Annotated in this window: 12 protein-coding genes and 4 tRNA genes; 8 read left to right on the top strand and 8 right to left on the bottom strand. The window is 45.9% G+C overall.

Annotation, left to right across the window (positions count from 1 at the left end; translation table 11 throughout):
• Positions 1–44: 44 nt before the first annotated feature.
• From QL234_RS31605 to QL234_RS31590, 4 genes are all read right to left on the bottom strand, one after another.
• Positions 45–120 (bottom strand) — tRNA-Asn (locus QL234_RS31605).
• 50 nt (positions 121–170) lie between these two features.
• Positions 171–246: transfer RNA gene (locus QL234_RS31600), tRNA-Asn, on the bottom strand.
• 50 nt (positions 247–296) lie between these two features.
• Positions 297–372, bottom strand: a tRNA-Asn gene (locus QL234_RS31595).
• 387 nt (positions 373–759) lie between these two features.
• A tRNA-Asn gene (locus QL234_RS31590) sits at positions 760–835 on the bottom strand.
• A 450-nt stretch (positions 836–1,285) separates the two neighbouring features.
• On the opposite strand from QL234_RS31590, the gene QL234_RS31585 reads away from it, so the two are divergent.
• The 5 genes from QL234_RS31585 (at position 1,286) to uvrB (ending at position 6,575) form a co-directional block, all read left to right on the top strand.
• Positions 1,286–1,516, top strand: a complete 231-nt coding sequence (locus QL234_RS31585; protein ID WP_044833907.1) for a CopG family transcriptional regulator — start codon at positions 1,286–1,288, stop codon at positions 1,514–1,516.
• A complete protein-coding gene (locus QL234_RS31580) occupies positions 1,513–1,800 on the top strand; it encodes a type II toxin-antitoxin system RelE/ParE family toxin (protein ID WP_281561705.1) in 288 nt (95 codons plus the stop codon). The genes QL234_RS31585 and QL234_RS31580 overlap by 4 nt, the downstream gene beginning before the upstream one ends.
• Before the next feature lie 383 nt (positions 1,801–2,183).
• The gene (locus tag QL234_RS31575) at positions 2,184–2,468 is read left to right on the top strand and encodes a SymE family type I addiction module toxin (RefSeq protein ID WP_281561704.1); all 285 of its coding nucleotides are present in this window, start codon (positions 2,184–2,186) and stop codon (positions 2,466–2,468) included.
• A gap of 718 nt (positions 2,469–3,186) precedes the next feature.
• The gene (locus tag QL234_RS31570; RefSeq protein ID WP_281561703.1) at positions 3,187–4,563 is read left to right on the top strand and encodes an MATE family efflux transporter; all 1,377 of its coding nucleotides are present in this window, start codon (positions 3,187–3,189) and stop codon (positions 4,561–4,563) included.
• The gene (uvrB, locus tag QL234_RS31565) at positions 4,560–6,575 is read left to right on the top strand and encodes an excinuclease ABC subunit UvrB (protein ID WP_281561708.1); all 2,016 of its coding nucleotides are present in this window, start codon (positions 4,560–4,562) and stop codon (positions 6,573–6,575) included. The genes QL234_RS31570 and uvrB overlap by 4 nt, the downstream gene beginning before the upstream one ends.
• Before the next feature lie 61 nt (positions 6,576–6,636).
• On the opposite strand, the gene QL234_RS31560 is transcribed toward uvrB, so the two are convergent.
• From QL234_RS31560 to QL234_RS31550, 3 genes are all read right to left on the bottom strand, one after another.
• The gene (locus QL234_RS31560) at positions 6,637–6,849 is read right to left on the bottom strand and encodes a hypothetical protein (protein WP_274049949.1); all 213 of its coding nucleotides are present in this window, start codon (positions 6,847–6,849) and stop codon (positions 6,637–6,639) included.
• Positions 6,850–6,976: 127 nt separating this feature from the next.
• Entirely contained in the window at positions 6,977–8,341 is a 1,365-nt protein-coding gene (locus tag QL234_RS31555) for a sigma-54 dependent transcriptional regulator (RefSeq protein WP_281561702.1), read from the bottom strand.
• Positions 8,341–9,708 (bottom strand): HAMP domain-containing sensor histidine kinase, encoded by a 1,368-nt coding sequence (locus QL234_RS31550; RefSeq protein WP_281561701.1) that lies wholly within the window; start codon positions 9,706–9,708, stop codon positions 8,341–8,343. The genes QL234_RS31555 and QL234_RS31550 overlap by 1 nt, the downstream gene beginning before the upstream one ends.
• Before the next feature lie 330 nt (positions 9,709–10,038).
• On the opposite strand from QL234_RS31550, the gene QL234_RS31545 reads away from it, so the two are divergent.
• Positions 10,039–10,644 carry a hypothetical protein gene (locus QL234_RS31545; protein WP_281561700.1) on the top strand — a complete coding sequence of 202 codons (606 nt, stop codon included), beginning with the start codon at positions 10,039–10,041 and terminating at the stop codon, positions 10,642–10,644.
• Between the two features lie 109 nt (positions 10,645–10,753).
• Here the strand turns inward: QL234_RS31545 and queC are convergent, their stop codons facing one another.
• Entirely contained in the window at positions 10,754–11,413 is a 660-nt protein-coding gene (gene queC, locus QL234_RS31540) for a 7-cyano-7-deazaguanine synthase QueC (protein ID WP_281561699.1), read from the bottom strand.
• Between the two features lie 69 nt (positions 11,414–11,482).
• On the opposite strand from queC, the gene queE reads away from it, so the two are divergent.
• Entirely contained in the window at positions 11,483–12,166 is a 684-nt protein-coding gene (gene queE / locus QL234_RS31535) for a 7-carboxy-7-deazaguanine synthase QueE (protein WP_281561707.1), read from the top strand.
• 178 nt (positions 12,167–12,344) lie between these two features.
• Positions 12,345–13,262: an alpha/beta hydrolase gene (locus tag QL234_RS31530; RefSeq protein WP_281561698.1), complete on the top strand. Its 918-nt coding sequence runs from the start codon at positions 12,345–12,347 to the stop codon at positions 13,260–13,262.
• Positions 13,263–13,292: the final 30 nt, after the last annotated feature.

Raw genomic sequence — 13,292 nt, 5'->3', positions numbered from 1 at the left:
AGGCAAAGAAAAAAGGCTGCAAATAATTGCAGCCTTTTATAAGGTGGCTCCCCAAACTGGGCTTGAACCAGTGACACACGGATTAACAGTCCGTCGCTCTACCAACTGAGCTATTGGGGAATAAATTTTTACTTCTAAAAGAACCCGAATTAATTCCAGTTCTAAAAATGTGGCTCCCCAAACTGGGCTTGAACCAGTGACACACGGATTAACAGTCCGTCGCTCTACCAACTGAGCTATTGGGGAATAAACTTTTACTTTTACGAGAACCCGAATAAATTCCAGTTCTAAAAATGTGGCTCCCCAAACTGGGCTTGAACCAGTGACACACGGATTAACAGTCCGTCGCTCTACCAACTGAGCTATTGGGGAATCGTTTTACTTGTTGGTGTCTGACCAACGGGGCCGAATATTAAAGAGCACGGGCGATACTGTCAACACAAAAAAGTGAAAAAAAGAAATAATTTGTCCGTTTGCTTAAATTGCGGACAAGTGGCTGTGGATATCACCGCTTTTTGTTTTGTTTTCGAACAAGGGAAAGTTTGTGTTTTAAAACCATATACTTATTTTGGCTTTGTGAATGAACATTTGATCACCTGTCATTATCGGGCTTGGTTTAAGTTAAGGTAAAAAGATGGGGTGAGTGCAGGAGGTGGGCTTATAAAGAGTACAGTCCGTCGCTCAGGTCTTCGAGCTGCTGGCAGTATGTTTTTCCAGGCAAAGAAAAAGGGCTGCAAATAATTGCAGCCCTTTATTAGGTGGCTCCCCAAACTGGGCTTGAACCAGTGACACACGGATTAACAGTCCGTCGCTCTACCAACTGAGCTATTGGGGAATCGTTTTACTTGTTGGTGTCTGACCAACGGGGCCGAATATTAAAGAGCGCTTGCGAAGCTGTCAACACAAAAATAACAAAAAATGGAATAATTTGTTTGTTTGCTTAAATTGCAGGCAGGTGAGGGAAGATATCGCCATTTTTAGTCGTGTTTCTAATCTGGCGCTAAGTTGAAGTTAATAATCTTAGCTTTGTATTTGATAGTGAAGCAATAAAGCTGCCTATATATCGTAGTCGTCGGTATTGCTCAAAAATTCGTGTTATTTCAGAGTGAACTTAATAGGCCACCCGTAATAACTCCAGTGACTATTAATTATATTTATAGTCACTGGAGTTATTTTGGTTGGCCTAATTAAGATTGGAGAGTGCCATCGGTATAATTTCTAAGCTGGTTTTTTTAATACGATGGTGCTATTTTGTGTATATATTGCACCATTCAGGATAATTGTTATGCCGCGACAAAGTATTACATTGACCAAGCCCAATGAAGAGTGGCTGTTATCACAGGTTGATAATGATGAATATTCAAGTAAAAGCGAGTTGATCAATGATTTGATAAGGAAGGCCAGGCGTGCTGAAGCAATAAATCAGAAGCTTGAGCGAGCTGAGCAAAGTGGCTTTACCGAGCAAACTGCAGCAGAGATCCTGGCTGAAGCTAAAGCAAGTGTTATATCACGATGAGCGATTACCTTCTTTCCTGCGATGCGAAAGAGGATTTAAAAAGAATATATGCTTACGGTGTTGCTGAATTTGGGGAGAAAAAAGCCGAAAGTTATTTTTATGCATTCTTTGATAAATTTGAACAGATAGCAAGCTCTCCCTATTTATATCAAACTGTTGATCATATTCGCCCGGGTTATAGAAGGTGTGTCTGCGGTCGAGATAGCATTTATTATCGAGTTATTAATAACACAACCGAAATTATGGCTGTTATAGGTGAGCAAGAAACTGATCTTTGGCTGTAAGCAAACATACGTTTCATTTGTAGCTAGTAAGTTTATGATTTTTTTAGTTTAAAGTGTCTTTTTTACCCGTTGGCTATTGTTGGATCGCAGGAGCAATTTCAACTGTAAACAAGTCTACCCATATCCGAAAAAATCCTGACAAATAAAATCAACATCCTGTTGATTTAACCAGCCCGTTGGTCTTTTCTATATAGTGTTCTCTTGCACATCAGGAGAGCATCCAGGCATAGCAATCCCGCATTGTTACAACATATAGCTATAACAATGCGGCAACAGCTATCGCAAACAAACGTGGTAAAGAAAAGCAGTAACACAAGTCGCAACCCCTGAGTGTACCAGCACCCAGAGATTGCTAACCAAAACGAACTTAAAAGGAGTCCGTCATGGCTGAATATCATCATACGTCAGAGCTTGGCTCGGCAAAAGCAAAATCTCCCGCCACCCGTCAACTTAAAGTATTGGAAACTATCCGTAATCCGGGAGTAAGAACCCGGAGCGTCGGCATTAACTATGTGCCGGTAAAGCTTGAGCCTTGTATTGTCCTGCAGGGGAAATGGCTCGAACAGGCCGGTTTCTCTATTGGGGAAAAGGTGACCGTAACTATCAACAAGGGGGAGTTGGCAATAACGGCAAGTCAGGCCTTGCCTGATACAGCTGTTAAATCTTAACGGGTACAAGAGTGGCTGCGTCCTTAATGGGCGCAGCAGACGAATAAGGTTTGTTTGCCTCAAATGCTATCAACTATTGTGACAGTCATATACTGAAATGCGGGGTTGGCTTCTATCTTAGCCGGGTAAAGATAAAATTAATTCAGCCGTGTTTTTTTAGTGTTATTTATATCGGCATCACTAGTCCCCATCCATAATCACTTCTTCTGCCGTTTGAATTTTATTCGAAAATACGGCGATACCGCCAATTTTTGCCGGTTTTTCAATCGATATTTAAGTTGTGAACAATAACCACATAGTTATCCACTAATCTTGTGGATAACTATGTGAGTTATTCTGTAATAAAACTGAGCTAAAACGGTAACATAGGCGTTGCAGGGCGATTGATGTTTTATTTGATATTTAGTTTTTTCTTTAAAATCAAAGGAGTAGTTGTTGTTTGTTAATAACTGTTGTTATCCGGTTGATTTTTAAACAAAGTATGCTTGTATTTGCCTATTGTGGGTATTGTTTGCCTGGATTATGAACAATGTAGGTTTTTAACGACATTTCCCCTCAGGTGAAAAACGGTGTAACACTTTATTCGTATATTTACATAGCGACTGAGGTCAGTATCTTTTACAATGGCTTTTTTGCCCGGTTATAAAGTTAATTTCAGGGATTCTTCCTCCGGGTGTCATAGGTTAAGATGGTTAACCTCCTATAGAAAAGAGCTTTGATGACAAAAACTAAGATAAAGACCCCGGTAAATCTTCTCGAAGACCCAGTATCACCAACATTAAAACGTATGACCACACCGGTTATCTACAGCATGATATTGCTGATGTCGTTTAATTTAGTCGATACCTTTTTTGTCGGTCTGCTCGGCACTCAGCCGCTGGCGGCCATTAGTTTTACCTTTCCCATTACCTTTACCGTGATAAGTCTCACTATAGGTCTGGGTATAGGGACCTCTGCGGTGATTGCCAAATTTCTTGGCAGCGGTGACTCCGAGGCGGCAAAAAACTCTGCGACCACGGCCCTGTATTTAGCCGCTGTTATTGTCTCTATGCTCGCCTATATCGGTTATATTTTTGCCGATGAAATCTTTACCCTGCTCGGCGCTGAAGATTCACTGTTGCCCACCATACATTTATATATGGATGTCTGGTTCCTGGGCAGTGCCTGTTTAATTGGTCCCATGATAGGCAATGCCGTGCTTCGGGCTTCAGGGGATACCAAAACCCCCAGCTTTATAATGGGGGGCGCAGGGTTAATTAATGCGGTATTAGATCCCATCTTTATTTTCGGTTTTGGCCCGGTGCCGGCCATGGGCATTCAGGGAGCGGCTATCAGCACCCTGATCTCCTGGTTATGTGGTACCGCGGTTGTGCTTTATATTCTTATTCATAAAAAGCAGCTGGTGCATACTAAGCTTTTATCCCTTGCCGACTTTATTAAATCAAGCAAAGGCATCCTGCATATCGGCTTACCGGCTGCGGGGGCCAATATGCTGACTCCTATTGCTGCGGCGGTGTTAACGGCAATTGTCGCCACTTATGGTGAATCTGCGGTGGCAGCCTTTGGTGTCGGTACCCGCATTGAGTCGATTGCCTGTTTGCTGGTGCTGGCTTTGTCTATGACCTTGCCGCCTTTTATCAGCCAGAATTTCGGTGCCGGCTATATGCACAGGGTTGAGCAAGCTTTTAAAAGCTCGATAAAATTTGTCCTTGCCTGGCAGGTGTTGGTTTATGCGCTGTTGGTGCTTATTGCTCCCTTTATTGCCGACGCCTTCGCCAAAGAGCAGGCGGTTGCAGATATCATCATTTTATTTATCTGGATCTTGCCTTTAGGTTACGGTCTGCAGGGTATCATTATTTTAACCAACTCCTCTTTTAATGCCCTGCATAAACCTATGGTGGCCCTGGTATTAAGCATCATTCGCTTATTTGTCTGTTACGTGCCTTTGGCTTATCTGGGCAGCTTAATATACGGCTTAGAGGGATTCTTTATCGGGGCCTTGGCGGGTAACCTGGTGATGTCGTGTATTTCTTATCGTTTATTTACCAAACAGTTTAAATGTGAACAGGTGAAAGAAACAGAGGTAATGTCCTGATGAAGTCTTTAGAACTCGTATCTGATTATACCCCGGGGGGAGATCAGCCCGGTGCCATTAAGCAGTTGCTTGAAGGCGTAGATGCCGGTTTGGCCCATCAGACCTTACTCGGGGTGACCGGTTCGGGTAAAACCTTTACCGTGGCCAATGTCATTGCCGAACTCAATCGGCCGACTATGATGTTGGCGCCGAATAAGACTTTGGCGGCCCAGCTTTATGGGGAAATGAAAGAGTTCTTCCCCAATAATGCCGTTGAGTACTTTGTTTCTTATTATGATTATTATCAGCCGGAAGCCTATGTTCCGACCACAGATACTTTTATTGAAAAAGATGCCTCGGTTAATGAACATATAGAGCAGATGCGATTGTCGGCAACCAAAGCCTTGCTTGAGCGTCGTGATGTTATTATCGTCGCTTCTGTTTCGGCTATTTATGGTTTGGGTGATCCCGACTCCTACCTGAAAATGATGTTGCACCTGCGCGTGGGAGATATTATCAACCAGCGGGATATTCTGCGCCGCTTGGCCGAGCTGCAATATACCCGTAACGACATGGCCTTCCAGCGGGCAACCTACCGGGTGCGCGGTGATGTCATCGATATTTTTCCGGCAGAATCCGATCGCCTGGCGTTAAGGGTTGAGCTCTTTGATGAAGAAATCGAACGTATCAGCCAGTTTGATCCCTTAACCGGCAGTGTCGAGCAGGTACTGGCCCGGGTGACGGTTTATCCTAAAACCCACTATGCCACCCCGAGGGAGAAAATCCTGGCGGCGGTTGAGCAAATCAAGGTCGAGCTGAAACACAGATCCCAGCAGCTTAAGGACAATAACAAGCTGGTGGAAGAGCAACGGGTGGTGCAGCGTACCCAGTTTGATATTGAAATGATGACCGAGCTCGGCTACTGCTCCGGCATCGAAAACTATTCCCGCTACTTATCCGGCCGCGCAGAAGGGGAGGCGCCGCCGACCCTGTTCGACTATCTGCCAGACGACGGTTTGCTGATCATCGATGAGTCCCATGTTACCGTGCCGCAAATCGGCGCCATGTATAAAGGGGACAGATCCCGTAAGGAAAACCTGGTGGAATATGGTTTCCGCCTGCCGTCGGCACTGGATAACCGGCCGATGAAGTTTGATGAATTCGAGGCACTGGCGCCGCAAACCATTTATGTCTCGGCGACCCCGAGTAATTATGAAGTTGATAAGTCCGGTGATGAAATTGCCGAGCAGGTGGTCAGGCCCACAGGTTTATTGGATCCGAAAATTGAAGTACGCCCGGTGGAAACCCAGGTGGACGACTTGTTGTCGGAAATCAACAAGCGGGTAGCAATAAATGAGCGGGTACTGGCAACCACCTTAACCAAACGCATGGCAGAAGATCTTACCGATTACCTGGACGAGCACGGCATCAAAACCCGTTACCTGCATTCGGATGTTGATACCGTTGAGCGGGTGGAAATTATCCGTGATTTCCGCTTAGGGAAATTTGATGTGCTGATCGGCATTAACTTGCTGCGCGAAGGTTTGGATATGCCGGAAGTTTCCCTGGTGGCGATCCTCGATGCCGACAAGGAAGGTTTCCTGCGTTCTGAACGCTCGCTCATTCAAACCATAGGCCGCGCCGCCCGTAACGAGAACGGTATGGCCATTTTATATGCCGCCCGCATTACCGGCTCGATGAAAAAAGCCATCGAAGAAACCGAGCGCCGCCGGGAAAAACAACATCAGTTTAACTTGGATAACAATATTGTGCCGCGCGGGGTCAAACGCAAAATTACCGATGTTATGGATGTCGATACCGCCAACTTTGATCCATTAACCGAACAAGAAGGTGAGCGTTTGGTAGCGGAGCAAAAAGCCGGTTATAAAGTGTTATCCACCCAGGAAATTGACGAGAAGGTTAAGCAGCTTGAAAACGCTATGTATCAACATGCACAAAACTTAGAGTTTGAACAAGCTGCCGCAGTCAGGGACGAAATTGCCAAGCTCAGGGAGCAGCAACTGGCCACTTAGGCCTCCTGGTTGAGGGAGATGTTTATACCACTTATATATTATGTAAAGTAAAGAGTTGTCGTTATTTCAGTTCCATGATTGAATGATGGTTAATAATGCTAGCTACGGCGTCACTGCTGCAGTGAGACAAGTTACTTATTTCTTCAATAATCTGGTCCTGAATATCGACAGGGAACAACATCAGCTGTTCCAGATATAAGTGGGCTTTGGTCTCGTTATTTTCTTTGATCATATCCGCTAAATGCATGGCGTGATTCTTCCATATTGCACTCATAAAGGCTCCTCAGTGAAACAGTGGATACTCTTTTAAGTCTAGAACATGGCCCTTGAACGGTTATATCCATTGGCTATCAAAAAAAAGCAGCTAGGACACTGGGGTTATAATGTATACAAAATGTTTGTTATTTACTGTTTATGTTAAATTTTTCCAGTCGGTATAAAAATGCTTTGTAGGACATTTGCAGGTATTTAGCCGCTTTCGTACGATTTCCTTGGTGAAAGTCCAACGTATTTGCCAGACATTGTCGCTCAAAGGCCTCCCAGTTGAAGCCTTGCTCAGGTAAATCAACATGCGGTAATTCGCCACCTTCATTTGATGATAAGGTCTCAGACGACATGTTTGCGGTCAGCTCATCTATATCGTTTAACAGCACAAAGCGCTCGATACGGTTTGATAATTCCCGGACATTACCCGGCCAGTGATAGTCCAGCAGCGCCCGGTAGTTTTCACTGCCCAGCGGCTCTGCCTGGCATTGGTGCTGTTTGCTGTGTACGCTAATAAAATGATCCACCAGCAACGGAATGTCCTGCTGACGCTCGCGCAGTGCCGGCATCTTGATAGGCACGACATTAAGGCGGTAAAACAGATCTTCGCGAAAATTTCCGTCTTTAACTTCCTGCTGCAGATCCCTGTGGGTGGCGGCGATCACCCTGACATCGAGTTTGATTTCCTGATGGCTGCCGAGACGGCAAATGGTACCTTCCTGAAGAAACCTCAGCAGGTGGGCTTGCAGCGAAGGAGAAAGTTCGCCGATTTCATCTAAAAATATAGTGCCCTGATCCGCGGCTTCAAAACGGCCTATCTTGGTATTGTTGGCCCCGGTGTAGGCGCCTTTTTCTGCGCCGAATAATTCCGCTTCCGCCAGGGATTCGGCGATGGCGCCGCAGTTAATGGCGATAAATTTCTGGTGGTTGCGGTTAGAGCGCTCATGTAAGGCCCGTGCTGCCAGTTCTTTACCTGTACCGCTTTCCCCTAGAATCAGCACGGTCGCATTGGTGGCGCTGACTTTATCGATGCGCTGATACACCGCCTGCATACAGGGGGCTTTGCCCACCAGGCCGATAAGCTGTTTTTGTTCGCTCAGCTGGGCGCTTAGTTGTTGATTTTGGCTGCGCAGCTCTTTGGCTTTGAGGGCTTTTTCTATGGTCAGCAATAATTCCTGGCGCTGGAAAGGTTTGGGCAGGTAATCATCGCTGCCTTGTTGCAGGGCTTCTACCGCATGGCTGATGGTGCCGTAGGCGGTGGCAATAACAAATCCCGTGAGCGGGGTATTTTTCCTGACATAATTAAGCAGGTCGATGCCGGTTAGTTGCCCGAGCTTCCAGTCGGAGAAAATCACATCGAATTGATGCTCCTTGATCAGTAAAATGGCCTGCTCGACACAATCAGCCTCGGTTACCCGGTATTGGCTCAGGGTGAGAATGTCGCATATTAAGGCTCTTTGTTCATGATCATCTTCGACGACTAAGATATGGTTGTTGGACATTATACTTCCCGGTTCTGTGTAAATGAGGCGGTGGCGATGCAGCCGTTTGCCTGTAGATGATTGATTAGGGTGATATTGCCCCGGTAATGGGACCTGATAATACGCCGGGCGATATATAAACCCATACCGGCGCCCGAAGGTTTGGTTGAGACATGGGGCTGGAACAGTTTATCTGCCACCTTGGGCTCCAGTCCCTGTCCCTGATCTGTGACGGTTATCTCCAGTATGTTGTCTGCCTTAACTGCTCCCCGGATGCAGACCTTAGCGTTTTCAGGGTTGGCTTCACAGGCGTTTATGATCAGGGTATGCAAGATGCTGCGTACTTCGGTTTCTGCCGCGGTAATGGTGAAGCTTTCCGGAAATTGCAGGTCAAAGAGCTGGCGTTTACCCTGGCTGGACTTATATTCAAGGATAATATCTTGTACCACCGCGAGCAGCGGAATGTGTTCGTTGCGGCTGATGCCGGTAGTGGTCAGGGTGAGCAGGGCTTTAATATTTTTATCTATATTGCCGATCTTATCCCGTACGGTAACCGAAAGCTGTTTTTTCTGCTCGGGGGTTAACTCGTCCCGGGTCAGCTGCTCAATCGATAAGCCTATGGTATGTATCGGGCTTCTTAAGGCATGGGCCAGGCCCCGGCTTACTTCGCCAAGCTCTGCCAGGTGGGCGATTTCTTTATGCTGTTTTTCTTGTTCCGTCAGCTGCGCCAGTTTCGCCACCATAGTATTAAAGTGATCTATAGTCTTGCTGATCTCTTTTACCCCCTGGACCGGTACCTGATGTTGATAATCTCCGCCGGCCAGGTGCTTAAAACCTAAGGCCAGGCTTTTCAGGGGCTTACTAAACTGGCTGCTTAACCAGTAAGCAAAGAGCAGGGCAATGACCGCCGAGCCGATTAAGGCGATTTTTATCGACTCGATAAGATTTTTGCTGTCCTGGCCAAGGGGATTGTTGCTGATCCTTAGCTGTTGTCTGTCCCCGGTTTTTTTATAAATAACCTTAGGAAAAGGGGAGTCCTGGGTAAAGTGCAGTGTTTTGCTGTCATGTATGTTATCAACAAGGCGAATTAACTGCTCTTTCAGTATGGTTTTATCGGGGAGCTGCTTTTCAATCAACAGTACGCGGGTATTTTCTTGTCTTGGCTGCTGGTGCTTTGTTGCTGCTTTCGGTGTTTCAACTACTTTAATCTGTTCATCATCAATGCGTTCAATGGCAATATCGATGACTTCTTTAGTTAAAAACCTGGCTTGCTGGTCGACATCATCGGCCACCTTATATTCAAGCCAGTACACCAGCGCCAGTTGTGACAGGGTTAACAACACTATCAGGGCGCCGATCAAGGCAAATAAATAACTTTTTAACGACATATTTAACAATTCTATCGGCTGAAAACACAGGAAATGCATCAAGTATAATGCCAACATCAGGTGAAAATGAAATAAAATTAATTCCCGCTAAAACAAGTGGTTATAACTTTTATTAAAGGGCGGTTTTATTTTGATAGCACGGGCAGCCATTCATTTCCTGATATCGGGAAACTGACTTCCTTATATGGGTAAATCATGGATACATTAAATGGGGTATTCTCTGCTTTTCTTTGGTTAAGTTATTGAAAAATAGTCATTAATCAGATTCGGCACAATTATCGCTCTCTTTAATGTGACCAATATCCGATATCTTATTTTAAGGAAAGTATTATGATTAATTTTCGCAGTTCATCTCTGGTATTAGCCATGACCCTGGCAGGTTTAACATTAACTACTCAGGTATCTGCTTTGCCGGCAGAGCCGGTAACAAAGGTAAAAGAATTTAAGGTTAAAGCCGGTGATGGCGGCGATGCCAGCATTTTCGCGAATGTTAACGGGGAGTTTATCCGGGTGGAAGTGCCTAAGCAGGCGCTGGAGGATAAAGAAGCGCTGGAAGCTGCATTATCCGGCTTACCCCAAGATGTTCGCGAGACAGTATCAGCGGTTTTAACCGATGTCGAGTTTGGTGAAGATAATATCAAGCTCAAAAAGCTGATTGTTGAAGCCAAAGATGCGGCAAAGGAACTGGTAAAAGTAAAGTTAAACGGTGACTCGGGAGAAGAGCGGGTGATAGTGGTGGATGTCGATGAAGCGGGCCATGGACTCAGCCACCATAAATTTTTCGAGTCGGTAGACGGTAATAAAGTGATTAAAATCATCTCGGGCGATAAAAGTAAGACTGTCGGCAAAGAGACCATTATCCGGTTATTATCGGCAGCTGATTTGACGGCGCAGGAGCTGGATGAAATACAACAGGCGCTGGATAAGAAGCGCTAGCAGCTAAGGCGAGGTATTAGCCTGGGCTAGTCTAGCCCCTAAGATAGCAGCTTGTAGATAATGAAAACGCCCAAACGGGCGTTTTCTTTTTTACCTGTGCCTGTGGATATTATGCTTCGTAGGGGATAGGATCGCTTACCTTATTCTCTGCAAAGGCTTCTAAACGCTCCTGGCAGGCGCCGCATTTACCACAGGCCTTTTCCCGGCCGTTATAACAGGTCCAGGTCTGGCTGTAATCCAATCCCATGGCAATACCGTCGGTGAGTATGTCGGTTTTGCTGACTTTGAGGTAGGGGCTGAAGATTTCCACCGGCTCATAATTGGCGATTTGGCAGACATCGTTCATCTTCATGACAAATTCCGGACGACAGTCGGGGTAGATGGCGTGATCCCCTGAATGGGCGCCGTAATATACCTGACTGGCTTTTACCGATACCGCATAACCTACTGCCAACGATAATAAGATCATATTACGGTTGGGGACTACCGTGGACTTCATGGAATCTTCTTCATAATGTCCTTCGGGGATCTCAATGTCATCGGTAAGGGATGAACCGGCAAGTAACTCATTTATCGCGGAAATATCGATGATTTTATGAGGTACATTGAGTTTTTTACAGACTTCGCTGGCACATTCGAGCTCTTTGACATGGCGCTGGCCGTAATCAAACGAGAGGGCGTAAACCTGCTTGCCGTCTTTTAAGGCGCGGTTTAATACCGTAAAGGAGTCCATGCCTCCTGAATAAATAACAACAACTTTTTCAGCCATTTTGCTTGTCTCTTGGGGTATAATCATAATCTTGCGCGATTTTACTCTATCTACCGAAAAGGCTAAAGCATTAAAGTGAAGACAACTTGTTATAAGATTAACGAATTATTTGAAACCATCCAGGGGGAAGGCTCCTTTACCGGACAGCCCTCGATTTTTATTCGTTTACAGGGATGCCCGGTGGGCTGCTCCTGGTGTGATACCAAGCATACCTGGGAAATAGACCCGCAATTACAAGTGGCAAGTGATGTTATGCTGGGCAAAACTCAGGAGTCCGATTACTGGAGCGAATTATCGGTTGAGCAAATCCTCGAGACCATCACCGCAGAAGGCTATCAGGCCAAACATATTGTACTGACCGGCGGTGAGCCTTGCATGGTGGATTTGAAACCTTTATGTGAGGCTTTGGAGCAAGCAGGTTTTTCCTGCCAGGTGGAAACTTCCGGCACGTTTGAAATCCGGGTCAGCGACAACTGCTGGGTCACGGTTTCCCCGAAAGTGAATATGCGTGGCGGTTATAAAATTTTAACCTCCGCCATGTCCCGGGCGAATGAAATTAAGCATCCGGTGGCCACAGAGCAGCATGTGGATGAATTAAAAGCTTTGTTGGCCGAACATCAGATCACGGCAACCCCGGTCTATTTACAGCCTATCAGCCAGAAGCCCAGAGCAACTGAGCTGGCCATTAAAACCTGTATAGAGAATAACTGGCGTTTGTCGGTGCAGGTGCATAAATACCTGGGCATAGAATAAAAGTACTAAAACCTGAGGGCTTAGGTTTTTATCTTGAATAAAAGGACAGTTTCGGCTGTCCTTTTTGGTTTCTGTAATAACGAAAAACAACGGGAAAATATGCGAACTGTGTTTATATACAGTTTGTGGCGTTTCTGCTAATCTCCTCCCTTTAAATGTTGTCTGAAGGGAAAATTCCATGAAATATAAGCAGTTTGAGCCTGGGATCCGTGAGTTGGTACAGGCATTTAATGATGCGGGATGTCCCTCTGGTGCGGACCAGGATATTGAAAGCAGACGCCAGGGTTATCTGGACACTGTCTCCCTGGCAGGTGCAGCCGAGCAGGTTTTGCTGGTGCAAGATAAAGTGATTGACGGTATTTCTTTAAGGGTATTTAAGCCTAGTGCTGATGACAATTTAGCTGTGGTGATTTATTTTCATGGCGGCTGCTTTGTCAGCGGTGACTTCGCCACCCATGATCAGCAAATGCGTAAGCTGGCGAACTTATCCGGCGCTATGGTGATCGGTGTGGATTATCGCCTGGCACCTGAATTTAGCTATCCGGCGGCCCATGATGATGCCTACCGGGCAAGTCAGCTTATTTATCAGCATTGCCGGGAGTGGGGCGGCGATCCGCACAAAATTATCCTGGCCGGCGACAGTGCCGGCGGGCATTTATGCCTTAATACCAGCTTACGATTAAGGGATGAGGGCAGCTGGCTGCCTAAGAAGCAGGTATTGATTTATCCTATGCTTGATGCCAAAGGTGCAAGTGAGAGCTATTTGACATACGGCGAGCATTATCTTATTACCCGGGAGATGCTGTTATCCGGTTTTGAGCTCTATCTGGGGGCTAGCAAAATAGATAAGCAAGATCCGCAAATCAGCCCGCTCTATCGCAAAGATTTAGCCGGTTTACCGCAAACCCATATCCTGACGGCAGAATTTGATCCTTTATTAAATGAAGGTGAGCAACTTTACCGTAACTTGCTTGCAGCCGGGGTTGATGCCCGTTGTCGCCGCTATTTGGGGGTCATACACGGTTTTTTCCAGCTGTCGGGGGTCAGCGGTTCGGCGCAAGAAGCGCTGGAACATGTTGCCGGGCTGCTGAATTAACAGGAGTAAGTAACTATAAAATAAAGAAAA

It is taken from the genome of Thalassomonas sp. RHCl1, assembly GCF_947387555.1.
GTDB lineage: Bacteria > Pseudomonadota > Gammaproteobacteria > Enterobacterales > Alteromonadaceae > Thalassomonas.
The sequence above is the reverse complement of the archived record's forward strand: the minus strand, read 5'-3'. Positions and strand labels throughout refer to the sequence as shown.